28 protein-coding genes, 1 tRNA gene and 1 pseudogene are annotated in these 26195 nt (G+C 60.3%); 17 read left to right on the top strand and 13 right to left on the bottom strand.

The annotated features are described in order from the left end of the window. Positions 1 to 31 precede the first annotated feature (31 nt). On the bottom strand, positions 32 to 277 hold the full coding sequence (locus tag P0D52_RS10480) for a hypothetical protein (protein ID WP_394692602.1): 246 nt from the start codon (positions 275 to 277) through the stop codon (positions 32 to 34). A gap of 260 nt (positions 278 to 537) precedes the next feature. Here P0D52_RS10480 and P0D52_RS10475 point away from each other — a divergent pair, with 260 nt between their 5' ends. Both P0D52_RS10475 and P0D52_RS10470 read left to right on the top strand, forming a co-directional pair. Beyond that, positions 538 to 1728 carry a thiolase family protein gene (locus tag P0D52_RS10475; protein WP_394692601.1) on the top strand — a complete coding sequence of 397 codons (1191 nt, stop codon included), beginning with the start codon at positions 538 to 540 and terminating at the stop codon, positions 1726 to 1728. Between the two features lie 100 nt (positions 1729 to 1828). Beyond that, positions 1829 to 2902: a YARHG domain-containing protein gene (locus tag P0D52_RS10470; RefSeq protein ID WP_394692600.1), complete on the top strand. Its 1074-nt coding sequence runs from the start codon at positions 1829 to 1831 to the stop codon at positions 2900 to 2902. Between the two features lie 12 nt (positions 2903 to 2914). Here P0D52_RS10470 and P0D52_RS10465 read toward each other — a convergent pair whose 3' ends face one another. Beyond that, the gene (locus P0D52_RS10465; RefSeq protein WP_394692599.1) at positions 2915 to 3418 is read right to left on the bottom strand and encodes an Lrp/AsnC family transcriptional regulator; all 504 of its coding nucleotides are present in this window, start codon (positions 3416 to 3418) and stop codon (positions 2915 to 2917) included. 215 nt (positions 3419 to 3633) lie between these two features. On the opposite strand from P0D52_RS10465, the gene P0D52_RS10460 reads away from it, so the two are divergent. The 6 genes from P0D52_RS10460 to P0D52_RS10435 all read left to right on the top strand — a co-directional run bounded on the left by P0D52_RS10460 (position 3634) and on the right by P0D52_RS10435 (position 10037). Then, entirely contained in the window at positions 3634 to 4863 is a 1230-nt protein-coding gene (locus P0D52_RS10460) for a thiamine pyrophosphate-dependent enzyme (RefSeq protein ID WP_394692598.1), read from the top strand. A gap of 3 nt (positions 4864 to 4866) precedes the next feature. After that, the gene (locus P0D52_RS10455; RefSeq protein ID WP_394692597.1) at positions 4867 to 5883 is read left to right on the top strand and encodes an alpha-ketoacid dehydrogenase subunit beta; all 1017 of its coding nucleotides are present in this window, start codon (positions 4867 to 4869) and stop codon (positions 5881 to 5883) included. After that, positions 5883 to 7166, top strand: coding sequence for a dihydrolipoamide acetyltransferase family protein (locus tag P0D52_RS10450; protein ID WP_394692596.1), 1284 nt, complete (start codon positions 5883 to 5885; stop codon positions 7164 to 7166). The genes P0D52_RS10455 and P0D52_RS10450 overlap by 1 nt, the downstream gene beginning before the upstream one ends. 115 nt (positions 7167 to 7281) lie before the next feature. Then, entirely contained in the window at positions 7282 to 8547 is a 1266-nt protein-coding gene (locus P0D52_RS10445) for a tetratricopeptide repeat protein (RefSeq protein WP_394692595.1), read from the top strand. A gap of 344 nt (positions 8548 to 8891) precedes the next feature. Then, positions 8892 to 9353, top strand: a complete 462-nt coding sequence (locus tag P0D52_RS10440; RefSeq protein ID WP_394692594.1) for a hypothetical protein — start codon at positions 8892 to 8894, stop codon at positions 9351 to 9353. Between the two features lie 84 nt (positions 9354 to 9437). Beyond that, positions 9438 to 10037 carry a hypothetical protein gene (locus P0D52_RS10435; RefSeq protein ID WP_394692593.1) on the top strand — a complete coding sequence of 200 codons (600 nt, stop codon included), beginning with the start codon at positions 9438 to 9440 and terminating at the stop codon, positions 10035 to 10037. A gap of 7 nt (positions 10038 to 10044) precedes the next feature. Here P0D52_RS10435 and P0D52_RS10430 read toward each other — a convergent pair whose 3' ends face one another. Both P0D52_RS10430 and P0D52_RS10425 read right to left on the bottom strand, forming a co-directional pair. Beyond that, on the bottom strand, positions 10045 to 10467 hold the full coding sequence (locus P0D52_RS10430) for a hypothetical protein (RefSeq protein ID WP_394692592.1): 423 nt from the start codon (positions 10465 to 10467) through the stop codon (positions 10045 to 10047). Positions 10468 to 10622: 155 nt separating this feature from the next. Beyond that, complete coding sequence (locus P0D52_RS10425) at positions 10623 to 11045, bottom strand: hypothetical protein (protein WP_394692591.1); 423 nt, start codon at positions 11043 to 11045, stop codon at positions 10623 to 10625. Between the two features lie 183 nt (positions 11046 to 11228). Between P0D52_RS10425 and P0D52_RS10420 the strand changes: the two genes are divergently transcribed. The 4 genes from P0D52_RS10420 to P0D52_RS10405 all read left to right on the top strand — a co-directional run bounded on the left by P0D52_RS10420 (position 11229) and on the right by P0D52_RS10405 (position 13831). After that, positions 11229 to 11438 carry a hypothetical protein gene (locus P0D52_RS10420; RefSeq protein ID WP_394692590.1) on the top strand — a complete coding sequence of 70 codons (210 nt, stop codon included), beginning with the start codon at positions 11229 to 11231 and terminating at the stop codon, positions 11436 to 11438. Between the two features lie 113 nt (positions 11439 to 11551). Further along, the gene (gene lpdA / locus P0D52_RS10415) at positions 11552 to 12979 is read left to right on the top strand and encodes a dihydrolipoyl dehydrogenase (RefSeq protein ID WP_394692589.1); all 1428 of its coding nucleotides are present in this window, start codon (positions 11552 to 11554) and stop codon (positions 12977 to 12979) included. A gap of 14 nt (positions 12980 to 12993) precedes the next feature. After that, on the top strand, positions 12994 to 13395 hold the full coding sequence (locus P0D52_RS10410) for a hypothetical protein (RefSeq protein WP_394692588.1): 402 nt from the start codon (positions 12994 to 12996) through the stop codon (positions 13393 to 13395). A gap of 19 nt (positions 13396 to 13414) precedes the next feature. Beyond that, positions 13415 to 13831, top strand: a complete 417-nt coding sequence (locus tag P0D52_RS10405) for an acyl-CoA thioesterase (RefSeq protein WP_394692587.1) — start codon at positions 13415 to 13417, stop codon at positions 13829 to 13831. 111 nt (positions 13832 to 13942) lie between these two features. On the opposite strand, the gene P0D52_RS10400 is transcribed toward P0D52_RS10405, so the two are convergent. From P0D52_RS10400 to P0D52_RS10385, 4 genes and pseudogenes are all read right to left on the bottom strand, one after another. Further along, positions 13943 to 14839, bottom strand: a complete 897-nt coding sequence (locus P0D52_RS10400; protein WP_394692586.1) for an alpha/beta hydrolase fold domain-containing protein — start codon at positions 14837 to 14839, stop codon at positions 13943 to 13945. A 187-nt stretch (positions 14840 to 15026) separates the two neighbouring features. After that, complete coding sequence (locus P0D52_RS10395) at positions 15027 to 16100, bottom strand: malate/lactate/ureidoglycolate dehydrogenase (RefSeq protein ID WP_394692585.1); 1074 nt, start codon at positions 16098 to 16100, stop codon at positions 15027 to 15029. Next, positions 16100 to 17922 (bottom strand): annotated as a pseudogene (locus P0D52_RS10390) (cation:proton antiporter). Before P0D52_RS10390 ends, P0D52_RS10395 begins: the two are co-directional and overlap by 1 nt. A 2-nt stretch (positions 17923 to 17924) precedes the next feature. Continuing rightward, entirely contained in the window at positions 17925 to 18560 is a 636-nt protein-coding gene (locus P0D52_RS10385; protein ID WP_394692584.1) for an NAD(P)H-dependent oxidoreductase, read from the bottom strand. A 165-nt stretch (positions 18561 to 18725) separates the two neighbouring features. On the opposite strand from P0D52_RS10385, the gene P0D52_RS10380 reads away from it, so the two are divergent. The 3 genes from P0D52_RS10380 (at position 18726) to P0D52_RS10370 (ending at position 21383) form a co-directional block, all read left to right on the top strand. Then, positions 18726 to 18802: transfer RNA gene (locus tag P0D52_RS10380), tRNA-Met, on the top strand. A gap of 77 nt (positions 18803 to 18879) precedes the next feature. Continuing rightward, positions 18880 to 19299, top strand: coding sequence for a large conductance mechanosensitive channel protein MscL (gene mscL, locus P0D52_RS10375; protein WP_394692583.1), 420 nt, complete (start codon positions 18880 to 18882; stop codon positions 19297 to 19299). A gap of 131 nt (positions 19300 to 19430) precedes the next feature. After that, positions 19431 to 21383 carry a response regulator gene (locus tag P0D52_RS10370; RefSeq protein WP_394692582.1) on the top strand — a complete coding sequence of 651 codons (1953 nt, stop codon included), beginning with the start codon at positions 19431 to 19433 and terminating at the stop codon, positions 21381 to 21383. Here P0D52_RS10370 and cutA read toward each other — a convergent pair. Then, positions 21380 to 21700, bottom strand: coding sequence for a divalent-cation tolerance protein CutA (gene cutA / locus P0D52_RS10365; RefSeq protein ID WP_394692581.1), 321 nt, complete (start codon positions 21698 to 21700; stop codon positions 21380 to 21382). The genes P0D52_RS10370 and cutA overlap by 4 nt on opposite strands. A gap of 31 nt (positions 21701 to 21731) precedes the next feature. On the opposite strand from cutA, the gene queC reads away from it, so the two are divergent. Together queC and queE are read left to right on the top strand one after the other, a co-directional pair. Further along, entirely contained in the window at positions 21732 to 22442 is a 711-nt protein-coding gene (queC, locus tag P0D52_RS10360; protein WP_394692580.1) for a 7-cyano-7-deazaguanine synthase QueC, read from the top strand. Continuing rightward, positions 22439 to 23068 (top strand): 7-carboxy-7-deazaguanine synthase, encoded by a 630-nt coding sequence (gene queE / locus P0D52_RS10355; RefSeq protein ID WP_394692579.1) that lies wholly within the window; start codon positions 22439 to 22441, stop codon positions 23066 to 23068. The genes queC and queE overlap by 4 nt, the downstream gene beginning before the upstream one ends. A gap of 7 nt (positions 23069 to 23075) precedes the next feature. On the opposite strand, the gene P0D52_RS10350 is transcribed toward queE, so the two are convergent. From P0D52_RS10350 to P0D52_RS10335, 4 genes are all read right to left on the bottom strand, one after another. Further along, the gene (locus P0D52_RS10350; protein WP_394692578.1) at positions 23076 to 23621 is read right to left on the bottom strand and encodes a hypothetical protein; all 546 of its coding nucleotides are present in this window, start codon (positions 23619 to 23621) and stop codon (positions 23076 to 23078) included. Between the two features lie 71 nt (positions 23622 to 23692). Further along, positions 23693 to 23926 (bottom strand): hypothetical protein, encoded by a 234-nt coding sequence (locus P0D52_RS10345; protein ID WP_394692577.1) that lies wholly within the window; start codon positions 23924 to 23926, stop codon positions 23693 to 23695. Between the two features lie 65 nt (positions 23927 to 23991). Beyond that, on the bottom strand, positions 23992 to 24690 hold the full coding sequence (locus P0D52_RS10340; protein ID WP_394692576.1) for a pirin family protein: 699 nt from the start codon (positions 24688 to 24690) through the stop codon (positions 23992 to 23994). A 108-nt stretch (positions 24691 to 24798) separates the two neighbouring features. Beyond that, complete coding sequence (locus P0D52_RS10335) at positions 24799 to 26154, bottom strand: mechanosensitive ion channel family protein (RefSeq protein ID WP_394692575.1); 1356 nt, start codon at positions 26152 to 26154, stop codon at positions 24799 to 24801. Positions 26155 to 26195: the final 41 nt, after the last annotated feature.

The raw sequence follows: 26195 nt of genomic DNA, 5'->3' as shown, positions 1-26195 counted from the left end.
TGCTCACCCGCGAAAGGAAAAGTAAGAATTTCTATGTCTCGATTGTATTCTTAGTTTTACCCTCAGATTCCGCGACAAACTCGGATACGAACCGCATCCAATCATCCCAGATTGCGGGGTCCGCTGTTCCAGCTCTCACGAAACTGTCGATGGCTGAAGAGCCCAGAAATTCTGAGAATTCGTTTTTCGGTGATCCACGCAGCTTCCACTCGAAAACCAAAAATCTGTGCATGATGATGTAGGCCTCTTTTGGTGAAAGCTGGATTTCATCGGTCATCTTGGTTCCAATCACAATCAATATTCAAAGCGGTCCTAAGCTGATTTTACACAGACGAGCCGAGATTAGAATGTTGTCAGGCGATGTTCGCCTAGCTCGAAAAAAATTGATGAATTCCGAGGTTTGCAGCGACTATCTGATCAGGTTCTATGTGCAGTGCAGCAATTTCACCAGTGGCAAGGCTTGACGAAACGCGCCGCGCGCCTTTCACATGCGCGCCCGAATTCCCATATCATGCTTCCACCCAGGAGTGATCGAACATGAGTGCCAAGGAAGATCCTATTGTCATCGTCGGAATGGCCCGTACCCCGATGGGCGGCCTGCTCGGCGATCTCGCCGCTTTGTCCGCCAACGAGCTGGGCGCGATCGCGGTGAAAGCCGCCCTCGAGGAAGCCGGTGTCGCCGGTGATGACGTCGAGATGATTTACATGGGCAATGTCCTGCCCGCCGGTCAGGGACAGGCCCCCGCCCGTCAGGCCGCCATCAAGGCCGGTCTGCCGAAATCGGTCGAGGCCACGACGCTGAACAAGATGTGTGGATCCGGCATGCAGGCCGCCATTATGGGCCGCGCCTCCATCACCTCCGGCGATGCGGCTGTCATCGTGGCCGGCGGCATGGAATCCATGACCAACGCCCCGCACATGCTGCCGAACCATCGCACGGGATCCAAATATGGCGATGATGTCATCAAGGATCACATGGCGCAGGATGGCCTGACGGACGCCTATGAGCACAAGGCGATGGGCGTATATGCCGACATGATCGCCAACGAATACCAGTTCACCCGCGAACAGCAGGATGCCTATGCGCTGGAAACCCTCGCGCGCGCCCAGCGCGCGACGACGGAAGGCGATTTCAAGCGCGAGATTACGCCGGTCACGATCTCCACCCGCAAGGGCGATATCACCGTCGAGACCGACGAATTGCCGCGCAAGGCCATGCCGGACAAGATTCCCGGCCTGCGTCCGGCCTTTTCCAAGGACGGCACGGTGACAGCGGCCAATGCCTCCGCCATTTCCGATGGTGCGGCCGCTCTGGTGCTGATGAAGCAGTCGGAAGCCGAGCGCCGCGGTTTGAAACCGCTCGCCAAAATCGTGGCGACCGCCGCCCATGCGCACGAGCCACAATACTTCACCACCGCGCCGGTTCCGGCCATGCGCAAAGTGCTCGACAAGGCCGGCTGGTCGACCAGCGATGTCGATCTCTGGGAAATCAATGAAGCCTTTGCCGTCGTGCCGATGATCGCCATGAAGGAACTCGGCCTCAGCCATGACATCGTCAACGTCAATGGTGGCGCCTGCGCCATGGGTCACCCGATCGGCGCCTCCGGCGCGCGCATCATGGTGACGCTTCTGGCGGCCATGGAAAAGCACGGCAAGACCAAGGGCGTGGCCTCGCTCTGCATTGGTGGCGGCGAAGCCACCGCCGTTGCGCTGGAGCGCCTGAACTAGGCATTCCCTTATAGCCGAACGAGAAACCCCGGATCGTCACGATTCGGGGTTTTTCTTTGGTACGATCTTGGGGCAGACTGCAGCAGAAGGGGAGGCGATCATGAAATCTCTACTCACCGGGCTGGCTGTTGCCGCCGCAGCAACCACCGCCGTCAACGCCCAGAACTGCACCCGGCTGCCTTGCGAAGCTGACTATATCTGGCCTGAAACCGCCAGAGTGTATGTCGACCCGGCCGATGTGGTGTCGCTCTCCCCGGAAATGATGCGGTTGGCGCGAAATGAGATTTTCGCCCGCCATGGGCGCATATTCGTCTCGGAAGATCTGCAGGCTTTCTTCGGCGCGCGGGACTGGTATCGACCGATCACTGGCGAGCCGCAACTCAGCGAAATCGAGGCTGCGAACGTACGGCTGATCCATAGTATCGAACGCGGGCCTGACACATCGGGGCAAGCCTTCTCGGAAGTGATCTCTCGCGATGTCGGCGGCTATTCGGCCGTCCGGGAACTGTCTGTTGAATACCGGGAAGGCTTCGGCCGCGAGGATTATCAGGAAACACAGCCCATCCGGGCCAGCGGTGCCTCGATCCGGTTGGATGATGAGCACGGCCGGATGGTCTCTGCGCTCAACATGCGCGGCCGCGGCCTCGGCGAAAGCGCCGGGGGCATTACCATCACGGCCTTTTCGGTCGAATGGGACGAGAACCTGCTGGTTATTCTCAACGGATACATGCAGGCCCAGCCGGTCTGGTTGTCGGATGAACTGCTGGCCGAGACCAATGCCCGCATCGTGTCCGAAACGCCGGGAATGCACGGCGATGAAGCCGTGACGATTTACGAAGTCGGCGGTCAGGGTATGCCGGACTGGGGCTGGGGCAATTATTTCGAGGACGATTGCTTCGTGAACGATGCCGAACGCTTTGCCTGGAGTCATTACCAGCACGGCGAAACGGATTACCCGGTGCCCGCGCTTAGCGGCAATTTCGCTGTCACCCCGGACGGCATCATTCTCCGCGCCGAATACTACATCTGTTCGCCGCATCACGAAGCTTCGACGAATTACTACACGGGGTATTACATCCGCTACGAGCTTCAGGACTTCCAGCGCGAAGCCATTCCAGCCTCGGTGTTCGAACCCCCGTTAAGCGAGGTCGAAAACGTCGTGGCACCGGGCTGATACGTCGATGGGCTAGAAATCGTCTTCCGCGTGCAGCTTGCCGTCCTGCAAAAGATGCTTCAGGGGCACGCCATTGAACGGCTTCACCGTCTTCAGGATGACCGCAGAAGAATTGGCACCGATAACGCCAATCGGCAAAAGCCGGTTGCCGATGAAGTTGTTGAAGGCGGTCATGTCCGGCGTCATCACACGCAGCAGGTAATCGTAATCACCCGACAGCGTCAGGGCTTCGACGATTTCCGGAATGTCCTGGACCTTGTCCATGAAGAGGGCGTGATTCTCGCGAGACGGAGAGGCAATCTTGACCATGACGATGGCCTCGAAATCCAGCGCGACCTTGCGGTTGTCCAGAATCGCCATCCGCTTGCGGATCACGCCGGCAGTTTCCAGATTCCGGATACGCCGCCAGCAAGGCGACGCAGTAAGCCCGACCTTTTCCGCGACTTCGGCCACGGACAGCGCAGCATTGTCCTGCATGGCTTCGAGTATTTTTATATCGATATCGTCAAGTTTCATGGAATTCATATCCTGAAAGAGTGGTGAGCTGGCTCCGGATTATAATTAATTTCCAATCCTGGCAAATTAGCAGTTTTTCCTGCCCGATACGCCGGAAATGCAAACCGGCTTGCCAGTGCTGTGAGTGGACAAACACGGCCTTTCCGCGCTAAGGCCCGCCCGCAAAAGGTGATATGTCTATCGCCGGATTATCTATTCGATCAGAGGCAGTGCCCATGGCGACCAATGAACCGCGCTATCGCGTTCCTGTTCCGAACTTCCGTCCGGGTGATGATCCCGACTTCTCGCATCTGAATATCCCCGAGGCCGGCAAGGCCAAACGCCCCGGTGTGGACGTCGCGGGGCGGGACACAACCGATCTGGCGCTGGGCATGGTCCGCGTGCTCGATCACAATCATCAGGCGGTCGGCGAGTGGAATCCGGAGATCAAGCCGGACGTGCTGCGCGAGGGCCTTCGCCACATGATGCTGACGCGCGTCTATGACGAACGCATGCTCAAGCTGCAGCGTCAGGGCAAGATGAGCTTCTACATGAAGTCCACGGGCGAGGAGGCGGTCGCCGTCGCCGCCGCCATGGCTCTGAAAGATAGCGACATGGTGTTCCCGTCATATCGCCAGCAAGGCATTCTGTTCGCGCGCGGCCGCGACATCGTCGACATGATGTGTCACTGCATTTCCAACAGCAAGGACAACCTCAAGGGCCGTCAGCTGCCGGTTCACTATACGTGGGCGGAAGGCAATTTCTTCTCCATCTCCGGTAATCTCGGCACGCAATTCCCGCAAGCCGTCGGCTGGGCGATGGCGGCCCGCTACAAGGGCAGTGATCAGGTCACCGCGAGCTGGATCGGCGATGGCACGACGGCTGAGGGCGATTTCCACGGTGCCATGACTTTGGCCTCCACCTACAAGGCGCCGGTCATCCTGAATGTCGTCAACAACCAGTTCGCCATTTCCACCCACCAGAATATGGCCATTGGCGATGCGCCGACCTTTGCATTGAAAGGTCTGGGCTATGGCATCGCCTCCATGCGCGTGGATGGCAATGATTTCCTCGCCGTCTATGCCGCCATGCAATGGGCCGCAGAGCGGGCACGCGCCGGTCATGGCGCGACCTTTGTGGAATATTTCTCCTACCGGTCCGATGCGCACTCCACCTCGGATGACCCGTCCGGCTACCGCCCGAAGACGGAAGCCAAGGCCTGGCCGCTGGGCGATCCGATCGAGCGCCTGAAGAACCACCTGATCGGGCTCGGCGAATGGGATGAGGACCGCCATGAGGCCCTTAATGCCAAGCTCAACGAGCTGGTGATCAAGTCCTACAAGGAGGCGGAAAGCCACGGCACGCTGCACGATGGTCCGCTTTCGCCTATACCCTCCATCTTTGAAGACGTGTTCGAGGAGCAGGACTGGCGCCTGATCCGTCAGCGTCAGGATCTGGGAGTCTAGACCATGGCCAAGATGAACATGATCCAGGCGCTCAATTCGGCGCTCGACATTGCGATGGAGAAAGACCCCAACGTGGTCTCCTTCGGCGAGGATGCCGGCTATTTCGGCGGTGTGTTCCGCGTCACGGCCGGCTTGCAGGAAAAATACGGTCTCGACCGGTCGTTTGACACGCCGATCAATGAAGCCGCGATTGCCGCCATGGCCATCGGCATGGCTGCCAATGGTCTGCGCCCGGTCGCGGAAGTCCAGTTTTCCGACTACATCTTCCCGGCCATTGACCAGATCGTGAACGAGATGACGCGCCTGCGCTATCGTTCAGCGGGTCAGTATACCCAGCCTATCGTCATCCGCTCGCCCTGGGGCGGAGGTATTCGCGGCGGCCAGACCCACTCGATGAGCCCGGAAGCCTTTTTCACGCATGTTCCGGGCCTGCGTGTGGTCATCCCGTCCAACCCCTATGACGCCAAGGGCCTGCTTCTGGCCTCGATCGAGAATAACGACCCGGTCGTCTTCTTCGAGCCCAAGCGGATGTATAACGGCCCGTTCGATGGCAAGGCCGATGGCGCGCTTGCCAGCTGGGCCAATCATCCCAAGGGTGAAGTGCCGGAGGGCCATTACACCGTGCCGCTGGATACCGCCGAGATCGTCCGCGAAGGCAATGACGTCACCGTCGTTGCCTATGGCACGCTGGTGCATGTTGCCCTGTCGGCGGCGGAGAAATCCGGCATTGATGCCGAGGTGATCGATCTGAAGACGCTCACCCCTTACGACATCGAGACCATCACAAACTCGGTGAAGAAAACCGGCCGATGCATCGTCAGCCAGGAAGCGCCGCGCACCTCCGGTTTTGCCGCCGAACTGTCGGCCCAGATCCAGGAAGACTGTTTCTATGCGCTGGAAGCCCCCATCTACCGGGTGACCGGCTGGGATACGCCCTATCCGCATGCCCATGAATGGTCCTATTTCCCGGGGCAGGAACGCTTTATCAACGCGCTGAAATCCGTGATGGAGGCCAAGTAATGTCTGAATACCGTTACAAACTCCCCGATGTCGGTGAAGGCGTGGTCGAAGCCGAGATCGTTGAATGGCGCATCAAGGTGGGCGACACGGTCGAGGAAGACCAGCCCATCCTGGACGTGATGACCGACAAGGCCACGGTGGAAGTTCCCTGCGCGGTCAACGGCACGGTGACAAAGATCGTCGGCGAGCCAGGCGATGTGATCCCGGTGGGCACGGAAATCCTTTTCATTGATACGGGCGGCGCTCCGGCCCCGTCCGAAGACCCGGAAGAAAAGTCCGCCGAGCCGAAAGACGAAGCGCCGAAGGAAGAGCCCAAGCCGGAACCGGCGAAGGAAGAGAAAAAGCCTGAACCGAAACCGGAACCCAAAGCCGCTCCGGCCCCGGTCGCGCGTGCCGAAGGCGACCGCCCGCTGGCCAGCCCGGCCGTGCGTCAGCGCGCGATGGAAAACGATATCGATCTGTCCACCGTACCGGGCACCGGCCCGGCCGGCCGGATCACGCATCAGGACCTGGATGATTTCATCGCCTCGGGCGGCCGTCTGGCAGCCCGCGCAGGTGGGGGCGGTTCTAGCCGCGCCAAGCGCACCGGCGTGGAAGAGACGAAGATCATCGGTCTGCGCCGCAAGATCGCGGAGAACATGGTCAAGGCGAAGACCACCATCCCGCATATCGCCTATGTCGAGGAAATTGATCTGACGGCGCTGGAGGATCTGCGCAAGCACCTCAACGCCACCAAGCGGGATGACCAGCCCAAGCTGACCCTCATCCCTTTCCTCGCCGCTGCCCTGTGCCGTGCTCTGCCGCAAACCCCGCAGGCCAATGCGCATTATGACACCGAGGCCGGCGTTCTGACGAAGTACGAAGCCGTCCATCTCGGCATTGCCACGGCAACGCCCAACGGCCTGATGGTTCCGACCATCAGGCATGCCGAGGCCATGGATGTCTGGGAACTGGCTACCGAGCTCGGCCGTCTGGCCAAGGCCGCGCGCGATGGCAAGGCCACCAAGGACGAGCTGTCCGGCTCGACCATCACCATCACCTCGCTGGGCGCGATTGGCGGTCTGGTCACGACACCGGTGATCAACCTGCCGGAAACCGCCATTATCGGCGTCAACAAGATGCAGGAGCTGCCGCGCTTTGACGAGGGTGGCCTCGTCGTCCCGCGCAAGCTGATGAACCTCTCCTCCAGCTTCGATCACCGCATCGTCGATGGCTATGAAGCCGCCGTCCTGATCCAGAACGTGAAGGGCTATCTCGAAAATCCGGCGACGTTGTTTATGTGAGTTCGTTCCTTACAGCTTAAACGTGAAGTATGATACGGTTGGCCTGATCGATCGAGCCAAGGACCTTCTCGTGCTGCAAGTTAGATGCATCGGAATGATAGCTATTGGTTGCCTCATGGCGGTCTTGGTTGCCTCTATCGCTTCTGCCAATGAAAGAGACCAAGGTGCTCCAATTGGCGAGGTCGAAAGCATAAGCCTTCAAGACCTCGTCGATTATTGGGACTCGCCACTACCCCGTCCAGAAGTGCCGGTTCGGGCTCGCTATCTAGAGATAATCGACTCGCTTGTTTCCGGTGTCGAGATTAGGTCAGCGCCCGATGAATGGATGGAATCAACGATTGCGGGCCTTAGGCTAGAGGATGAGTATTCCGAATATACGGATGCTCAGCTTCGCGTTCTGGCTGAAGGCGGTTGGCAATATCTGCAGAGCTGGGCGATTAGTGCGCAGCAGGAACATTATGTTTCCGCTGTCGATCAAGAGGGGCCGTTTGGGTTTACTCAGCTGACAGAAATATTTCTCAGGTTTCAAACTGACGATCGCGAACAAAGCCTAACCGAGCTGATGGCTCTTTCCGAAGCCGGTTATCTGCCAGCTCAGATCGCCGTCTATATGATATTTCTGAGGCTCACGCCCGTCGATGTGCCGGAGAACCGTGACGCGGCCCATCATCATATCCAGCTGGCTGCGGATGCCGGTTTCATTTGGGCAATTGAACAGTACGCAATGCAGCTGAGGCATTTCACGGACGATCAAGAGCTTGCCCTCGAGTATTACAACCGAGCTGCTGAGCTTGGGTCCGTTCAGGCGCACCGCTATGTCGCGGAGATGTACTTCATGGGGCAGGGCACCCCTCAGGATTTCGAAGCGGGAATGGAGTGGCTTTATCGAGCGGCGGAACGTGGCGAGAGCTGGATGCTTCGAATTCTTTGCAGCAATAATTGGCCTTATGGAAGCATAGTTTACGATTATGAGCCCCGCATTGAAATGGATCAGCTTTTCAGCGCGCACGAAGCCAATGAATGGTGTCTTCGATCCATACAGTTGCGCCAGAGTCGTTTCACCAGCACAGACGCGTCGACCATCGGGGTCCGCTTTCTTTTCGATGAATCGGTCGGGCCAGATATCGTTCTGGCCTATGCATGGTTCTTGATTTCACGGGAGATCGAACCATCGTCAGTCAATCGACAAGCCGGTTATACGGCCGAACGAATGCGTCACCCCGAACTGGAAGAATTGCCAGAAGATCTTGGGCCGCTTGCAATGCAGATTCGGGACGAGTTGTCTGAAGTGGAGCTGGCGTTAGCCAACCTGATCTTCATGCGATGCCGGGACAGTGGTTATCAGGATTGCGATCTTGTTAGCAGCACACAGGACGAGTGAGCCGTCAAAAACGCGGACTCAGTGGCGCAGGTGCTATCGCAAAAACCCGGCGACGTTGTTTATGTAGGCGTTCACGCTTGGCCCTGCCTCTTTCCCCTCCCCCTCTGTGGGGAGGGGTAGGGGTGGGGGCTTAATTCGCGGCTGGCTTGAGGCCAGCACCTCACCAGCAAGCAATTTTCCATTCGTCATCCCCCGACTTGTTCGGGGGATCTCGCCTATAGAGGAGATCACCCGGATAAACCGGGTGATGACGGTTTGGTATGGGTTGGATACCGCATCCTGAGGACGGCTTTCAGGATTGAAGCCACCCTGCCCCTCTCCCGCAAGGGACAAGGAACGTTTGCTTGCGTGAATCCGATTCATCGATAGCGTTGCAGGGGGAGGTCTGGCGCGTGTTCAAAAGTGTACTCACAGCTTTTGGATTGATGGCTGTGATATTCGCAGGCGCTATCCTATTAGGCATGCATTCAACCTGGCTGCTTATGGCCGGAAATTGGGATGAGCTACCCAGCGATGCTGCTGTTACAAATCAGGTTGTGGGCATAATTCAGGCATTTTGGGCAGCGATATCGATAGCCGTTGTCATTGCATTTCGAACACTGTCTTTTCGCCGAAGCAAAGTTCTTCAGGGGGCGGCCCTCGGGCTTTCAATGCTGGCTACGGGTTCGTTGATTTTGTATCCGGCATTTCACTATTTCGCGGTCTCGTGGCCCAAAGTCCTATTTTCATTGGTTGCCGTGATTTGCGCACACTATGTGGCGTTTAATTTTATTCGCGTAAGGTCAGATGGCGGTTATCCGAAATGATGGTGTCGGCTTCATCCTCACGCCATCGTGACGCCACGGCGCGCATAATTTTGGCATGATCTTCGACAACTCGGGGAGATCATCATGAAACACGCAATTTCCATTCTGGCATTCACGCTTTTGGCCAGTACGTCCGCCCATGCGCAAGTCGTGGGCGAAGGCGTGCGCTGGTGCGGTGATTATGGATCGCCCGCCGAAGGCATGCCGGAGGAATTCGCGCAATTTGCCTTCATCATTGGCGATTTCGACGTCCAGTTTCTGGACTGGGATGCCGAGACGGATAGCTGGTCCGAACCGCGGCCTTACTTTGCCCACTGGAATGGGCGCTATGGCCTCGGCGGGCGGGCCATTATTGACGAGTGGTATGATCCGGGCTTTGGCTATCGCGAGCAATCCGGCGGGGGCATCAATATCCGCACCTGGGATCCGGACGAAGGCATCTGGAAAACCGCCTGGGTCCATACCGGCGGCCTCATCGTGCAGGATCTGCGTCAGCAGGTTCTGGAAGATGGCCGGCTGCATCTCTGGCAGGTCTATCCGGACGTCCCCGAACGCAATGTCTGGTTTGAAATCTATGACAACGGCGAATGGGCGCGCATCACGCAGGTGAGGGATGAGGATAGCGGCGAATGGGTGAATTCGGTGTCGCTCTATGCGCGCCCCGCCGATTGCGGAGCTGACTAGGCGCGCCTCAGGCCTGACGGCGGAATTCCGGCCAGTCGGCTTCAAATTCTTCCAGCCATTTCCGGCCCGCGTCACGGGAATTGAAGATTTCAATATCGAAAACACCACTCACGAACGGCATGGACTGCCAGAGGCGCAGAAGCGGGAGGTTATAGTCATCTTCCGCGACCCAGGCGACCTTGAAGTCCGGCCCCCGGATTTCCGTCAGGCGCTCCAGCTCGGCCTTGAAAGCGGTCCGCAAGACTTTGCTGTCAATGGCCGACACATCGGCGCCCTGTTCCAGAATTGCGAGCAAATTCATGCCCGTGCGCCATTCCGGTCCGAGATAGAGCTCGACATGTATGTCGCGGAAGGTCTCGAAAGACAAAGCGCCACTCAGGCGCACTTCAACGATATTTCCCGTTTCCGGGAAAATGATTTCATAGGCCATGACTGACCCTCTTTTTTAGCGGGACGCGGCGTATATGAAGGAAATGTGACGCAATCAAGGCCCGAGTCATGCGCGATCCATTATGCGGCTATGCCTCAGCGGGACGGTCGCCGAAGCGCGGCTGAAGTCCCGTCATGTAACCGATCTGGCGAGCGTCAGGCCGGACGCCGGAATTCGGGCCAGTCCGCTTCGAATTCCTGAAGCCATTCGCGAGCACGTCCGGCATCCGGAAAAATCTCGATGTCGTAGACACCATCGACGAAGGGCATGGCGCGCCATTCCCGGAGGGTGCCTTCAATCGCGTCATTATCGGCGACAATGGCGGCCTTGAAGTCCGGCCCGCGGACATCCTGAAGGCGCTCCACTTCGTCGCGGGGATCCGTCCGCATGGTTTTGGTGTCGATGCCAATCAGTTCAACGCCGGGGTCGATGATGGTGAGCACATTCATGCCGGTCTGCCAGGCTGCACTGAAATAGAGCGCGTCATGCATCTTTCGAATGGTGTCAAAACCCAATGCGCCGCTCAAACGCACTTCGACAATATTTCCCGTATCCGGGAAAATGATCCTGAAAGCCATGTCGTGGTATCTTTTCGTTTGGGTGGATGGGCGCGCTGAACCGGAATGGCTCCGAAGCGCGGCAGGCATGCCTGCAAGACGCCCGGCGCCGCACTAACCTGCATCAGTGTCCAGCTGTTCTTCTCAGTTCTGGAACCCTGCGCCCGGGCGGGCGTTTCCGTTCAAGATGAAAAGGAGAAGGTGATGCGTGCTTTCTGGATCTATCTTGCCGGTACGCTGATGGCGGTGACGGCGATCGGCTATGGCCTTTACGCTGCTGGTGTCAGCCCGACATGGACGGTGGTTGCCATTGTCCTGATCGCCGGGATCGGGATCGCCAGCGGCGCGGGGCTCTCTAGGAAGAAGTCCGGTGAAACCGGTCGCAGCGAAGCGGAAAGCGGCGGGAAGTCATAACGCGCGGCGTGCGGCTGCAGGGCGCAATGAATACCCGCCATGCATCCTCGCCCCTTCCCCTGAAACGCTGGCCCGGTTAAACCCTCGCCGAACATCAAGACGAGGATTTCGGCATGAGCGATCTCACCTGTGACGTACTGGTCGTCGGCGGCGGACCGGGCGGTTATCCGGCGGCCATCCGTGCGGGCCAGCTGGGGCTGGACACCATTATCGTCGACAAGGATGGCTGGGGCGGTACCTGCCTCAATCGCGGCTGCATCCCGTCCAAGGCCTTCATCCACGCTGCCGACAAATTCCACGAGATGAGCCACCATGCCGACAAGGCCGCACTGGGCATTTCGCTCTCCGCCAAGCCGAAGCTCGACATGAAGGGCCTCGTCGCCTGGAAAAACGAGATCGTCGGCAAGCTGACCGGCGGCGTTGAAGGCCTTTTGAAGGCCGCCAAAGTGAAAGCCATTTCCGGTTGGGCCGAGTTTGAAGACGCCAAGACCTGCACCGTCACACTGGAAGACGGCTCGAAACAGAAAATCACCGCAAAGAATGTGATCCTCGCCAATGGCTCGGTCGAGGTCGAACTGCCCTTCCTGAAATTCGGCGGCAAGGTCATCGGCTCCACCGGCGCGCTGGATCTGGAAAAACTGCCCGGGAAGCTCGTCGTCGTGGGCGGCGGCTATATCGGGCTGGAGCTTGGCATTGCCTATCGCAAGCTGGGCTCGGAGGTCACCTTCGTCGAGGCGCTGGATCGCATCCTGCCCGTCTATGACAAGGAGCTGACCCGGCCGATCACCCGCTGGCTGAAAGAGAACGGCATTACGGTTCACACCTCCTGCAAGGCCAAGGGCATGGTCGAGGAGGGCGGCAAGACCTTCCTCGAATTCGAAACCGCCAAGGGTGAGACCGAGCGTCTGGAAGCCGACAACATTCTCGTCTCTGTGGGCCGCAAGCCGAACATGTCCGGCTGGGGGCTGGAGAAGATGGGCATCCCCAATGACGGCAAATTCCTGAAAGTGAATGAGCGCTGCGAAACCGGCATGCGCGGCGTCTATGCGCTGGGCGATCTGACAGGCGAACCGCTGCTCGCCCACCGCGCCACGGCGCAGGGCGAGCGCGTGGCCGAGATCATTGCCGGTCACAAGACCGCCTTTGATCCCGTGGCCATTGCCGCGGTCTGCTTCACCGATCCGGAAGTCGTTGGTGTTGGTGTCACGCCGGATGAGGCCAAAGAGCAGGGCGAGACCGTCATCACCGGCAAATTCCCGCTCGCCGCGAATGGCCGATATCTTTCCATGGAAGGCGGCGCCGATGGCGGCTTCATCCGCATCACGGCGCGCGAAAGCGATCACGTCATCCTCGGCATTCATGCCGTCGGCAAGCACGTCTCCGAACTCTCCGGTGAATTTGCACTGGCGATGGAAATGGGCGCGCGACTGGAAGACATTGCCGGCACCGTCCACGTCCACCCGACACTAACCGAAGGCTTTGCTGAAGCCGCGCTCGCCGCCCTCGGCCATCCGATCCACATCTCCGCGCCGAAGAAATAGGGCAGGGGCGGTCTGTGAATACATATCTGAAGCCAAAGGATCAAACCGCCCGACTCTCCGGCGCGGTGGTCGGAGCCTATCTATTGGTGGCATTCTCGGATGGAGATTTCACCAAGTCGGAGGAGGTTCGCCTCAGATTAGGGCAATTTGATTCGACCAATCTGCCGGGGTTACGGCGGGATGTTTTCGAAGCGATCTATCCTGACGCGCTGACAATGTTTCGGCAGGACTACGACAAGGCCGCTGAATACACATTGTCGATGCTAGCCGGTTTCGCAGGCGAAGGGCTCGTTCGCCGCGCCGTTGCAGAGGCTGTCCGAGCCGCCGTGATGGCGGACCAGCAGATCAAGCCGCAGGAAAGTCTGGCGATCAATCGCATAGAAGAAGCGTTGGGTGCTCCGGCAGGACAGATCTGACAGAGAAAACGTGATCGACATGAACACTCTTGCCACATCCTTCGAGACCGCCTTCCTTCACACCCTGACGGTGGAAGACGACGCCATCGATTTCATGGGGCATGTGAATAATCTCGTCTATCTGCGCTGGGCCGCCGAGATGGCCGAACGGCACTGGGAAGCCGTCGCGAGCGACGACATGCAGGCCGCAGGCGTCTGGGTCGTTCTGCGCCACGAGATCGACTATCTGCGCGAGCTGAAACTGGGCGATGAGGTCGAGCTGCGTACCTGGGTCGATCCGGTGAGGGGCGTGCGCTGTCCGCGCCATGTCGATATCCGCAAGGCCGGGGCCGAAAAACCCTCCGCGAAGGTGCTGACCACCTGGACCTTTATCGACGCCGAAACCCATCGTCCCAAACGCCTGCCCCCCGAGATGAAAGCCCTCTTCGGGATGTAGACCCCTCACCCTCGAATACTCGCCTCGGCGAGGCTCGCATTCTTTCCCTCTCCCTGGAGGGAGAGGGAAGAGCGCGAAATCGCGAAGAGATGAGCGATCAGGGTGAGGGGGTTACTCCCCCAGAACCCCGTCCAGCCAGTCAATCATCGCCGTGACGTCAAAATCGGGATTGTGCTCGCCGCCATCCGTGCGGACGTGTTCATAGCGGGCACCGGCGGTGTTCAGGACCGTCAGCATGTAATCGCCCTGGCTGATCGGCACGACGGGGTCATCGGCGGAATCGATCATGTAGAGCGGTGGATCACTGGCATCGACATAGGTGGCCGGCGAGGCCTGCACGTGGATGGGCGGTGCTGTCTGATAATGATTGTCCGGTCCGAAAAACGGCACGCCCGTATACATGGTGATGGTCTGCGCCGCATAGGAATCCGCCTCGGCCGGATCGCCGGCCAGCATGAAGGGCGTGGCGATGCCAACCACCGCCTGAACGGCGGCAGAGGTCTGGTCAACCGGATCCACGCCTTCCCCCGGCGCATCATCCATCAGCGCCGCCATGGTGGCGAGATTGGCGCCGGAGGAATGGCCAAGCGTGGCAATCCGCATCGGGTCCAGCCCCAGGCTTTCGGACATCGTGCGCACATAGCGGACGGCGCGGCGCGTATCATTCACGGCTGCCGGAAAGCGATTGCCGGGCGAGGAGCGGTGATTGATGACAAACACCGTATAGCCATTCATCTGTAACTCGCCGACGATATTGCGGATATAATCATAGCCCGACAGGTCCTTGAGCTGCGGCGCGGAATAGATTTCCGGCCGGTACCAGCCCGAACCCGGCACCACGATGACGGAGGCGCCATTGGCCTCTTCCGGCACGTAGAGATCCATCAACATGGCCGCGCCCGACACCATGCCATAGACAATATTGTCCTCGGTCGGCTCGATAGTCTGGGCGTGCGCGGTCGTGGTCAGAAGGGCCAGCCCGAAGGCGGCGGCAATAAAGCGTTTCATGTGTGATCTCTCCCCGGAGTCGTGTGGGCACATAGTGAACGCTGTTTACGATTTGGGGAAGGGGCTAACCACTCACCCTCGAAAGCCGATCACTTTCGTGACCGCCTTTCTCTTCCCTCTCCCCTTCCAAAGGGGAGAGGGGAAAGCGTGCGAGATCGCGAAGCGGCGAGCGCGCTGGGTGAGGGGTTCAGAGACCCAGCCGCTTCTCAACCCCCACCGCCTCCGCCGCCGCATTCAGCTGTTTCAGCGTCTCGGAATCGAGCGGTACGCCTTCCGACGAACGGCGCGCGCGCAAGGACCGCTCCGGATCACCGGGCGCGACGACGGGCGAGTCCCAGTCCGCGGGCGGGGAGGCCAGCGCATAATCCCACATCGCATCGGTTTCACGCTCCATGGTGGCCGGGTCGCCAAAGGCATCGGGCTGCATCACCACAGCGATCATCTGATTGCGAATGCCGCCGCGCCGTTCATTTCCGGGCTGGATCGTGCCGCCACCGGAATAGACCCCGGCGAGGAGCTCAGCCGCAAAGGCGAGGCCATATCCCTTGTGATCGCCAAACGGGGCGAGCGCGCCCTTTTGTTCAAACCCCTTGAAACCGGAGGGATCATCGGTCGGCAGGCCGTTTTCATCGAGGATCGCCCCGAACGGCACGCGCAGACCTTTATTCGCGGCGACGCGCGCCTTGCCCATGGCAATGCGGCTGGTGGCCATATCCAGCAGGAAGGCGGGCTTGGTGCCGGTGGGCGGCAGGGCGATGCAGACCGGATTGGTGCCAAATCGGCTGTCTGTGCCCTGATAGGGGGCGACCATCGGATCATGATCGGTGACATTGACGAAGAAGAGCGCCGAAAAACCCGCATTGGCCGCCATTTCGCCATAGGCGCCAATCCGCCCCAGATGATGCGCGTTCGACAAAGTGACGGTGCACACGCCCAGTGCTTCGGCCTTTGGAAACGCCGCCGTCATGGCAAATTCGCCCGCCATCCGGCCCCAGGCGTCATGACCGGCGACTTTCAGGATCGCGCCCTTCTCGTGCAGGATTTCCGGCGTTGCATGGACGTCCACCAACCCGTCGACCGCATGCTTCACATAGGCGGGCAGAAGGCCGATGCCGTGACTGTCATGCCCCGTCAGATTGGCCATCACCAGATGCTCGGCAACCAGACGCGCATCGCTGGCGCGGGCCCCGGCCTTTGTCAGGGCCGCGCTGCCGAAATTGATCAGGTCGGGGGCGAGGATGCGGATATCACCGGGTTGCATCAGTCCTTGTCCACTTCTTCTTCCGGGCGGATGTCGGGCGGCATCCAGGCCCGCTCCATGGCATTGTCCCGGCCGACTTCGCGGTCATTGCGCATGGTCTGTTCCATCAGCTCATTCTGGCGGCGGGCAATATCGAGATATTCCTGGTTCTCGAAGACTGACTGCCCCTCGCGCCAGGCAGCGGCCAGCTTGATCAGCGTCTCGCGGTCATGGCGCACAAAATAGCGCACGGCCTTTTCCGCTTCAAACGGATGCTCGCCCAGCCCTTCCAGCGCACTTCGGGCCGCCCGCACCGCACTGTCAAACGTCTCGCGAATGATATCATTCGCGCCCGCGGCATAGAGTTGATAGACGTGATGGCGGTCAATCGCCCGCGCCACGATATGGATATCCGGCCGTTCCCGGCGCACATGTTTGACCAGTTCGGTGATCTGGTCCTTGTCATCAATCGCGGCGACGAATTGCCGTGCATCCTTCAGACCGGCGGCGTGCAAGAGGTCCGGCCGCGTCGCATCGCCATAGAAAGTCTTCACGCCGAACTTGGCCATATTGTCCACGAACTCGCTCTTGTGCTCCAGCACCACGATTTCATATCCGGAGGCCCGCAGGACCCGGTGCACGATCTGCCCGAAGCGGCCATGCCCGGCGATGATGGTCGTGCCGCGCTGGTCAATCTCGTCGGGATCGCGCGAAGCCTCGCTTTCCGCATACTTGGTGTGAAACACCCGCTCATAGAGAATGAAGAGGAGCGGCGTCACCAGCATGGAGAGCGCCACGACCAGTGACAGAACCGGCACCAGATCCGCCGGGATGACATTGTTCTGGACGTTGAAACTGATCAGCACGAAGCCGAATTCACCTGCCTGAGCCAGAGACAGCGCCATCAGCCAGCGATTGCGCCCGCGCAGTTTGAACACGAAGGCCAGAATCATCAGCACCGCCGCCTTGGCCCCGATCAGCGCCGCGACCAGCCCGCCAATCAGCATCCAGTCCGCCGTCAGAACTTCGAAATCTATACCCGCCCCGACCGTGATGAAGAACAGGCCCAGCAATAGCCCCTTGAAGGGTTCGATATCGGCTTCCAGCTCGTGCCGGTATTCCGAGTTCGCCAGCACCACGCCCGCCAGGAAAGTGCCCAATGCCGGTGACAGCCCCACCAGCGTCATCAACAGCGCAATCCCGATCACCAGGAAGAGCGCCGTCGCCGTAAACATTTCCCGCAAGCCGGACCGCGCGATAAAGCGAAAGAGGGGGCGGGTCAGATACATGCCGCCACCCACCACCACACCCACCGCCGCCAGAACGGTCAGGCCATAGGCCCAGCCCGGCATGCCTTCGGTCAGGTTCAGACTCGGGCCGTGGGAGGTGTCGGCGCCATGGGCTGCATCCACCGCGCCATGGGCCGCGTCAGCGCCGTGCGCCAGATCGGCTTCCAGCCCGCTTCCCATGACCACCGGCAAGGCCAGCAGTGGCAGGAAGGCCAGCATGGGAATGACGGCAATGTCCTGAAACAGCAGGATGGAAAAGCTGGCGCGCCCGCCTTCGGTCTTGTCCAGCTTCTTCTCGGCCAGTGATGGCGCATGTCCCAAAGCGCGCGTGGCTCAAGCTCCAGCCCGATGATGAAGAGCATCATCACCACGCCAAATTCGGCGAAATGCTGCAAATCCTGCGTCTCCTGGCCGACAAGGCCCAGGACCGGGCCGATCAGCACACCGGCGATCAGATAGCCGAGGACGGAGCCGAGGCCGAAGCGGGTGCAGATCGGCACCAGAATGACGGCGGCGACCAGATAGATGGTGGCATCCAGCAGTAATCCGGCCATACCTAACCCTCCCCGGTCAATGTTTTCAGCTGCCCGTTCAGGAGTGGCCGGTTGCGGGCGGCTTCGATATCCAGCCGGTGATCGCGCAAGGCGGCCAGAAGGCCTTTCCATTCGGCGACATGTTCATTCAGCCGGTTGTCTTCTTCGGCATGCCCGGCCCGGAAAAACGCAAAGGGCGGCAGATAGACCATGCCGCAATAATCCGCCGTCTGTTCCAGCGGCGTCAGCATTTGCCGCACGGTGAAACGGTTATAGCCGTCATCCGCATAGCTTTCTTCGGGGTTTCCGGCGGTCAGGGCGGAAAAGAAAATCTTACCCGTCAGCGCCTTGCCGGAGCGGCCAAACGCCCAGCCATGTTCCAGCACAATGTCCTGCCAGTCTTTCAGAATGGCCGGCGTGGAATACCAGTAGAAGGGATGCAGAAAGATGATGACGTCATGGGCTTCCGCGCGCGCCTGCTCGGTGTTGGCATGAATATCGTCGCGCGGATACTCGGCATAGAGATCGGCGAAGGTCACGCCCTCAACCTCCCGCGCCGCGGAACGCAGCGCTTTGCCGGCCACAGAGCGCCGCGGGGCGGGGTGCGCCGCCAGGATCAGGATGCGCCGCGGCGCGCTTTCATCATCCAGCAGGCTCATTTTCCCTCCGAATCCCTTGTCTTGCGTCCCAACATAGGCAGGCGATTGCGCGCCCGCCATGCAAAACGCGGCCATCGGGTGAATTCGGGTGCTTGCACCGCCGGGATGAGCGCAGTATATCGCCTCCCTCGCACGGCACGCCTCAAGGGGCGGGATGCGATGTGTGGCGGAGTAGCTCAGCTGGTTAGAGCAGCGGAATCATAATCCGCGTGTCGGGAGTTCAAGTCTCTCCTCCGCTACCAATTTCCTTCACCCAATTTTCCCGATGACAGTCTTGCGACCCGGTGTTACAGATTCGTAACAAACAGGGGAGGGGCAGATGCTCAAGGAATTCAAGGATTTTGCCATGCGCGGCAATGTGGTCGATCTTGCGGTCGGCTTCATTCTCGGTGGCGCGTTTTCAACCATCGTCCGGTCACTCGTAAATGACATTCTCATGCCACCGCTCGGACTGGCACTCGGCGGGGTGGATTTCACCAATCTCTTCATCACGCTGGGCGATGCGGAATACGAAACCCTGGCCGCCGCGCAGGAGGCAGGTGCCGCGACCATCAATTACGGCATGTTCATCAACAATGTCATCGCCTTCATCATTCTCGCCTTTGCGCTCTTCCTGATCATCAAGGGCATGAATTCGATGAAGAAGAAGGAAGAGGAAGCGCCCGCCGCACCGCCGGCACCGTCCAAGGAGGAGGTCTTGCTGACCGAAATCCGCGACCTTCTGGCGAAAAAGGCCTGACCGGCTTCGGGGCGGCGGACAATCGGTCGGCCGCCCGATTTGCTCAATCTCAGCATTATTAACCTTCTGGCCACCATGACTATGCCCTTCTGAAAGCGAGTGATTCGCTTTTGCGAAGGGCGGGGCCAGACGTGTTTGGATTGAAGTTTACAGGCAAGGCAGAACAGAAAGCCGAGGAGCTGGCTTCGAAGCGGCGCGTCATCACCGAAGGCGCGCTGGAAGAGATCGACCGCGCCCGGATGGAAATCTATTTCAAAAGCGGGCTGTCCAGTGTCCCGCTCAATATTGTCAGCGGTCTGTTTCTCGGCGGCATGCTGCTGACAGCGGTTCCCGTTCTCCATGTCGGCATCTGGTTTGCCGCTGGCGTCAGCTTCGCGCTTGGACGCATGGGGCTGGCCCGTTTCGCGCTCAAGCGCGGCGGCAGATTGCCGCCACTCCTCGACAAGCTGTTCATTTTTCTGACGACGCTGTCCGGCTGTATCTGGGGCGTGTCGATGTTCCTCTTGCCGATGGACCAGATCAGCATCGCGCACTTCGCGGCGGCCTTCATCGTCTCCGGCATGACCGCCGGTGCGGCGCTATCGTCTGCCACCCGCCCGATCGGGGTCATTGCGTACAATACGCCCGCCATTGGCGCGATGATGGCCTATCTGGTCATGATGGGCCGGCCCGAAGCCTTTGGCATGGCCGCCATGCTGGGCCTGTATCTGTTTATCACCATTCAGCTTTCGTCGCGCTACCGGGCCACCCTGAAAGAGGCTTTCGAAGCCAATGCCTCGCTGGAAGGAGCCAAGCTGCGCGTGGAGACCCAGGCCAAGGCATTGCGGGAACTCGCACGGCGTCATGAACAGACAGCGCGCCGCGGCGAAGACGCGACCCGCGCCAAATCGGCCTTCCTCGCCAGTGTCAGCCACGACATCAAGAATCCGCTGGCGGGCATTATCGGCGTCTCGCGCCGCCTCGCCGAGGACGTGACGCTGGACGCGGATACGCGCAAGAAGAACCGCCAGATTTTCGACGCCGGTGAGATGCTGATGCGCTTTGTCGGGGATTTGCGGGATGTCTCGATCATCGAGTCCGGCGAGCTGAACCTGATGCCGGGCGAAATCACCGCCGAACGCCTCGCCCGCGATACGCGCATGCTGTGGGAACCCAAGGCCAAGGCCAAGGGATTGCAGCTCGAGGTCTCCGTGTCCGGCGATGCGCAGCTGGTACTGGCCGGCGATTCCGCGCGCCTGAAACAGATGCTTTTCACCTATATCCGCAATGCCAAGCGCTATACCGCCAATGGCCGGATTGAGGTTCGCCTTAGCGTCGAGGCGCAATCCGGCAAGGCGCGCCTCCGGGCCGATGTCGAGGATACCGGCCGCGGCGTCCCGCGCGAGGCCGAAGGCCGCCTGTTCAAGAATTTCTTCGAGTCCGATGCCGATGGCATCCGCGTCATGGACGGCACATCGACCGGGCTCACCATCGCCCGCCATCTCGCCGAGATGATGGACGGTGAAGTCGGCTATCAGCGTCGCAAGGAAGGCGGATCCCATTTCTGGTTTTCCGCCCAACTGCCCAGCCTTGCCCGCCGGGAAGACAAGGTCAGCCCGGACAATTCGACCCGGACCGCGATCGAGGATTCACCCTCCGCCCCGGCCTTCGCCTCGCCTGCAGCAAGCAGCGGTCTGCCCAACCGGCCCTTGCGGGTTCTCGCGGCGGAAGACAATGCGATAAATCGCACCGTCATTGAGGGCTTCCTTGTCGCCAAAGGCTGGTCTGTCGAGTTTGCCGAAAACGGCGAACAGGCCGTTGAGGCGGCGACCAACAAGGCCTTCGACCTGATCCTGATGGATATGCGCATGCCGGTGATGGACGGTCTTCAGGCCACACGCGCCATCCGCGATCTGCCGTCCACGGCGGCCATGACACCGATCATAGCCCTCACCGCCAATGCCCGGCGTGAGGATGAGGCGCAATGTCTCGCCGCCGGCATGGACGGGTTCATTTCCAAGCCTATCGACACGCAGCGCCTGTTTGACACGATTGCCTCGGTGATCAGCGATGGCTCCGATGCGCCCATGGCGCGGACCGGCTAGCCCAGCGTTTCCGAGCGCACCCAGTCGAGAAACCCCGCTGAACTGCCATCCGGCTCGACCAGCCATTCCAGAATGGCCGGTTCCTCATAGGGATGCAACGCCTTCACTGCCTCCGCGCAGGCGGCAGCCCGCGCCGTCTTCAAAATCATCACCCACTCGGCCTCTTCCTGCATCTTGCCGTCCCACTGGAAGAAGGAGGTGCCGCCGGGCAGAAGATTGGCGCAGGCAATCATCCGCGCCTCCAACAGCTTGGCGGCGGCCTGCCGGGCGCTCTTTTCGTCCGGCCATGTGGTATAGATGAGGCTGACATCTGACATGTCGGGGATTTTAGCCTTATAAGGCCCGGCTATGAAGTCTGACCGCACACCTTCCGCACTGGTTCTCTTTTCCGGGGGACAGGATTCCGCAACCGCGCTCGCCTGGGCGCTGGAGACCTATCCGCGCGTGGAAACGGTCGGTTTTGATTATGGCCAGCGTCATGATGTGGAATTGCAGGCGCGCCTGCAGGTCCGCAAGGCGCTGTCCGGCCTCAATGCGGAATGGGCGGCGCGTCTCGGGCCGGACCAGATGGTAGATCTGACCGGCTATGGCGCGCTTGCCGAAAGTGCGCTGACGGCGGAAATGGAAATCGAGTGGAAGGAAGGCGGTCTGCCGTCCACCTTCGTGCCCGGGCGCAATCTGGTTTTTCTCACCGTGGCATCTGCGCTGGCCTATCGCCGCGGGCTGCGCGATCTGGTCGGCGGCATGTGCGAGACGGATTATTCCGGCTATCCCGATTGCCGACGCGATACGATTGACGCCGCCCAAGCCATGCTCTCGCTGGGCCTGGACCGGACCATGCCGGTCGAGACTCCTCTGATGTTCCTCACCAAGGGGCAGACCTGGCAGCTGGCCCACGAGTTGGGCGGCGACGGCCTCGTCGAAACCATCGTGGAAGACACCCATACCTGTTATCTGGGAGATCGCTCGCAGCGCCATGACTGGGGCTATGGCTGCGGCGTCTGCCCGGCCTGTGAATTGCGCGCGCGCGGCTGGCAGGACTGGCAGACCGGCGTATGACCTATTCCGTCAAGGAAATCTTCCTGACCGTTCAGGGCGAAGGCGGACAGGCCGGGCGGCCGGCCGTCTTCTGCCGCTTTGCCGGATGTAATCTCTGGTCAGGGCTGGAGCGCGACCGCGCCAGCGCCATCTGCAATTTCTGTGATACCGACTTTATCGGCGTCGACGGCCCCGGCGGCGGCAAGTTCAAGACGGCGGACGCGCTCGCACAAGCGGTCGCCGGCCAATGGCCGGGCGGCGGCACGCCGCTGGTCGTCTGCACGGGCGGTGAGCCCCTCCTGCAGCTCGACGCCGCGCTCATTGCCGCCTTCAAGGCCGCAGGCTTCGAGATTGCCGTGGAAAGCAATGGCACGCTGCAAGCGCCGGACGGCATTGACTGGCTGACGGTCAGCCCGAAGGCACAGACCGAAATCGTCCAGACAAGCGGCGAGGAATTGAAACTCGTCTTTCCTCAGCCGGATGTGGATCCAGCCCGGTTTGAAGGTCTCGACTTCAAGCGCTTTTCACTTCAGCCCATGGACGGGCCGAACCAGATGGAGAATGCGCAGGCCGCATTCGAATACTGCCTGGCGCATCCCAAATGGTCGTTGAGCCTCCAGACCCATAAATGGATCGGCGCGCCCTGATCCGCCTCTACGAGCCGGAATTCACCGCATCACGCAGGCTGGCCGCCAGGCGCGAGGAAAAGCGGTCAAACGTCCGGTTGGTATCGGTCCAGACATTGGCAAATTGCGCATCCTGAATGCTCGGCGTTGTCCAGCTATACTCATAGGTCGCGATCACCGCGCCGTTGTTATCGCGCAGTTCAGCCATGACATGGGCGCCGCCGCGGCCATAGCTCTGGAAGCTGAGGCCGGATGTGCCACCCTGCTGGGCAAAGGTCGGCCGGTTTGGCGTCGCATCCTCGATGACAACATGGAGCGTCGCATTTCCGGCGTCTGCCGCCAGAAGCGCGGCTTCCCGCAATTCGCGTTGGAGATCGGCCGTCAGCGTGCGGATCAGCCGGTCGAACTCGCGCTCGCCATATTCATCACCCTTCGCGGCGAGCGTTTCACCGATGGTGATCTCCGCGAGGCTGACGGGCCCTGTAGGTGTGGCTGAATAGGATGCCGAAAGGCCCTGGGCGAAAACCGGTGCCGTAAACAGCACCGCTGCCAGAGCCGAAATGAGATAACGCATGGTAAGTCTCCTGATGGTCGGCCTGTCCCCGATTTGCCAAACATAGCAGAGAAAACAGGCCGTGTCAGGAACTACTCGTGATCGTGATCATGGTCGTGATCATGATCGTCGTCATCCTCGCCATCGCCGGGGATGGCGGTGCGCACAACCGCGCCGCCGACATTGCCGGCGGTTTCCAGAACCGTGCCGGTAGTCCGGACAGCGGTTTCGGCGACCATGGATGTGGCACCAATGACAAGACATCCCGACAGGGCCGGGGCGGCCATCGCGACGGAAAGAAGAACAAGAAGACGCCGGGCGGTCATGAGATACTCCATTTCATGGACGCATCATGATCGCCCGGCAGGGATTCATAAAGGGTGAAGATGCATCAGCGCGTGTCAGTCAGCACCAGTTCGGCATCTTCAAGCGCGGTGATCGTAATGGCATCAACATCCGTGATCGCCGCCCCGTCTCTGGCATTGACGCGAGCACCATTGATCTCGACCGCCCCCTTCGTCGCCGCAAGGTATTGATGGCGTCCCGGTTTCGGCGAATAGGTCACCGAATGGCCGGCCTTGAGCGTCGCCCCCATCACCCGGGCATCGGCCCGGATCATCAGCCCGCCATCAGCATCAGGATCACCGGAGGCCAGCATGACGAGTTCACCGGCGCGATCCGCCTTCGGGAAGCTCATCGCATCCCAGCGCGGCGCACCGCCGCGGGTCTCCGGAACAATCCAGATCTGGAAGATCCGCGTCAGCTCGTCTTCCCGGTTATACTCCGCATGGCGGATACCCGAGCCCGCTGACATGACCTGCACGTCGCCGGCCACGGTGCGGCCTTTATTGCCGAGGCTGTCTTCATGCGTGATCGCGCCATCTCGGACATAGGTGATGATTTCCATGTCGGCGTGGGGGTGCGGCGGAAAGCCGGTTTTCGGCTGGATTTCATCATCATTCCAGACCCGAAGTGCGCCCCAGCCCATTCGGGACGGGTCGTGATAATGGCCGAAGCTGAAATGATGCTTGGCGTTCAGCCAGTCGATCTGGAACCGGCCGAGGCTGTCAAATGTGCGGACATCGATCATGAGAACCTCCATGGCGTATTGCTGTTGGAGGCGGAGATAAGGCGGCAGAGCTGCGCGATAAATGCCGCGATTGGCGGCTTATAATTTCCGGAATGGATGCAATCGGTGTCAGTCGCGCTGAATGCGCACAGAGACCGGATCGCCGCCCTTGAAGTGGATATCCCGCTGCGGGAAGGGGAAGTTCACGCCATTTTCGGTGAAGGCTTTCCAGATCGCCAGCAACACCTCGCTCGACACATTATTCACACCCTGACCGGGATCGGCGATCCAGAAGCGGATTTCCAGATCGATGGAATTATCACCAAAGCCGCGTAACAGGCATTTGGGCGCTGGCGAGTTCAGCACGCGCGGCACCGTGGCCGAGGCTTCAACGGCAAGCTCCATCGCCGTGGGCAGGTCGGTTGTATAGTCGACCCCGATCATGCGCTTGATCCGCACGGCATGGTCGGAGAATGACCAGTTGATCACCTTGGTGGTGATGAACTCCTCGTTCGGAATGAGGTGTTCCATCCCGTCGCGCGTGATCACCGAGGCAAAGCGCATGCCCAGTGAATTCACGCGGCCATAGGTTTCTTCCAGCGTGATCACGTCGCCGGGTTTGATCGACCGGTCGAGCAGAAGAATGACGCCGGACACCAGATTGGAGAAAATCTTCTGCAGGCCGAAGCCGATACCCAGGCCGACTGCACCGGAGAAGATGGCCAGCGCGCCCAGCGGAATGCCGAGGCTCGACAGGGCGAGCAGAATGGCGGTCGCCAGCAGCGTGACCTGAACCGACTTGCCGATCAGCAGGCGCGCGGACGGGTTGAGGCTGGGCAGTTTGTTGATCCGCGCCGACAGGATGGCGGCCATGCGCGAGGCCAGCCAGTAAAGAATGACCAGCAGGACGAGCGCCTGAATCGCCGACATGATCGAGACGCGGCCGCCGCCGACACCGACGCCCAGGGAATCCAGGAATCCGGTTGTTGGCCCCAGCCAGCCGAGGATATTCATGGCGGCAATGGTCCAGCTCATGATCGCAGCGGTGCGCGACCAGAAGGGCTCGGCGATAAAGCCGGTCAGCAGGCGGATCACCGCCCATGCGCCGACCAGATTGGCCGCCAGCCGCACCCAGAAAATCTCCATTTCCAGCTGTTGCAGGGTGAACAGGACCGCCGACAGGAAGACCCAGCTCAGCGCAGGCCCGAGGACCGGCGCCAACAGCCGAACGGCATCGGCCCGCACGCGGCGGAGAAAGCCGATACTGAACAGGCGCTGCAGCAGATTTCCGACCGGCTTGCGCAGGGCAAAGGCAAGGAGAATGCCGATAACGATCGCGCCGGCCTGCACGCCGAAGCCGACGCTGACCATTTCCGAACGCAGCCACTCCCACACCGATTCCAGACGGCCCATCCAGATCTCCGGATCGGCGAGTTCTTCCAGATCAGGGGCTTCGATCACAGGTGGGGGCGTATTGCTGGTCATGAATCAGCAAGATAGGCCGGAAGCAGGGGTAACGTCGAGTG

The organism is Hyphobacterium sp., from assembly GCF_043584775.1.
Classification (GTDB): Bacteria; Pseudomonadota; Alphaproteobacteria; order Caulobacterales; family Maricaulaceae; genus Hyphobacterium.
This window is presented reverse-complemented; position numbering and strand designations above follow the sequence as displayed.

Excerpts from the sequence above, each read along its gene's own strand:
- P0D52_RS10455 (WP_394692597.1), top strand. The coding sequence starts at position 4,867 with ATGGCCAAGATGAACATGATCCAGGCGCTCAATTCGGCGCTCGACATT.
- P0D52_RS10430 (WP_394692592.1), bottom strand. The coding sequence starts at position 10,467 with ATGGCCTATGAAATCATTTTCCCGGAAACGGGAAATATCGTTGAAGTG.
- P0D52_RS10395 (WP_394692585.1), bottom strand. The coding sequence starts at position 16,100 with ATGCAACCCGGTGATATCCGCATCCTCGCCCCCGACCTGATCAATTTC.
- P0D52_RS10460 (WP_394692598.1), top strand. The coding sequence starts at position 3,634 with ATGGCGACCAATGAACCGCGCTATCGCGTTCCTGTTCCGAACTTCCGT.
- P0D52_RS10400 (WP_394692586.1), bottom strand. The coding sequence starts at position 14,839 with ATGAAACGCTTTATTGCCGCCGCCTTCGGGCTGGCCCTTCTGACCACG.
- P0D52_RS10335 (WP_394692575.1), bottom strand. The coding sequence starts at position 26,154 with ATGACCAGCAATACGCCCCCACCTGTGATCGAAGCCCCTGATCTGGAA.
- queC (WP_394692580.1), top strand. The coding sequence starts at position 21,732 with ATGAAGTCTGACCGCACACCTTCCGCACTGGTTCTCTTTTCCGGGGGA.
- P0D52_RS10465 (WP_394692599.1), bottom strand. The coding sequence starts at position 3,418 with ATGAAACTTGACGATATCGATATAAAAATACTCGAAGCCATGCAGGAC.
- P0D52_RS10475 (WP_394692601.1), top strand. The coding sequence starts at position 538 with ATGAGTGCCAAGGAAGATCCTATTGTCATCGTCGGAATGGCCCGTACC.
- P0D52_RS10435 (WP_394692593.1), top strand. The coding sequence starts at position 9,438 with ATGAAACACGCAATTTCCATTCTGGCATTCACGCTTTTGGCCAGTACG.
- P0D52_RS10405 (WP_394692587.1), top strand. The coding sequence starts at position 13,415 with ATGAACACTCTTGCCACATCCTTCGAGACCGCCTTCCTTCACACCCTG.
- P0D52_RS10350 (WP_394692578.1), bottom strand. The coding sequence starts at position 23,621 with ATGCGTTATCTCATTTCGGCTCTGGCAGCGGTGCTGTTTACGGCACCG.
- lpdA (WP_394692589.1), top strand. The coding sequence starts at position 11,552 with ATGAGCGATCTCACCTGTGACGTACTGGTCGTCGGCGGCGGACCGGGC.
- P0D52_RS10480 (WP_394692602.1), bottom strand. The coding sequence starts at position 277 with ATGACCGATGAAATCCAGCTTTCACCAAAAGAGGCCTACATCATCATG.
- P0D52_RS10340 (WP_394692576.1), bottom strand. The coding sequence starts at position 24,690 with ATGATCGATGTCCGCACATTTGACAGCCTCGGCCGGTTCCAGATCGAC.
- mscL (WP_394692583.1), top strand. The coding sequence starts at position 18,880 with ATGCTCAAGGAATTCAAGGATTTTGCCATGCGCGGCAATGTGGTCGAT.
- P0D52_RS10470 (WP_394692600.1), top strand. The coding sequence starts at position 1,829 with ATGAAATCTCTACTCACCGGGCTGGCTGTTGCCGCCGCAGCAACCACC.
- P0D52_RS10385 (WP_394692584.1), bottom strand. The coding sequence starts at position 18,560 with ATGAGCCTGCTGGATGATGAAAGCGCGCCGCGGCGCATCCTGATCCTG.
- P0D52_RS10450 (WP_394692596.1), top strand. The coding sequence starts at position 5,883 with ATGTCTGAATACCGTTACAAACTCCCCGATGTCGGTGAAGGCGTGGTC.
- cutA (WP_394692581.1), bottom strand. The coding sequence starts at position 21,700 with ATGTCAGATGTCAGCCTCATCTATACCACATGGCCGGACGAAAAGAGC.
- P0D52_RS10345 (WP_394692577.1), bottom strand. The coding sequence starts at position 23,926 with ATGACCGCCCGGCGTCTTCTTGTTCTTCTTTCCGTCGCGATGGCCGCC.
- queE (WP_394692579.1), top strand. The coding sequence starts at position 22,439 with ATGACCTATTCCGTCAAGGAAATCTTCCTGACCGTTCAGGGCGAAGGC.
- P0D52_RS10425 (WP_394692591.1), bottom strand. The coding sequence starts at position 11,045 with ATGGCTTTCAGGATCATTTTCCCGGATACGGGAAATATTGTCGAAGTG.
- P0D52_RS10445 (WP_394692595.1), top strand. The coding sequence starts at position 7,282 with ATGGCGGTCTTGGTTGCCTCTATCGCTTCTGCCAATGAAAGAGACCAA.
- P0D52_RS10420 (WP_394692590.1), top strand. The coding sequence starts at position 11,229 with ATGCGTGCTTTCTGGATCTATCTTGCCGGTACGCTGATGGCGGTGACG.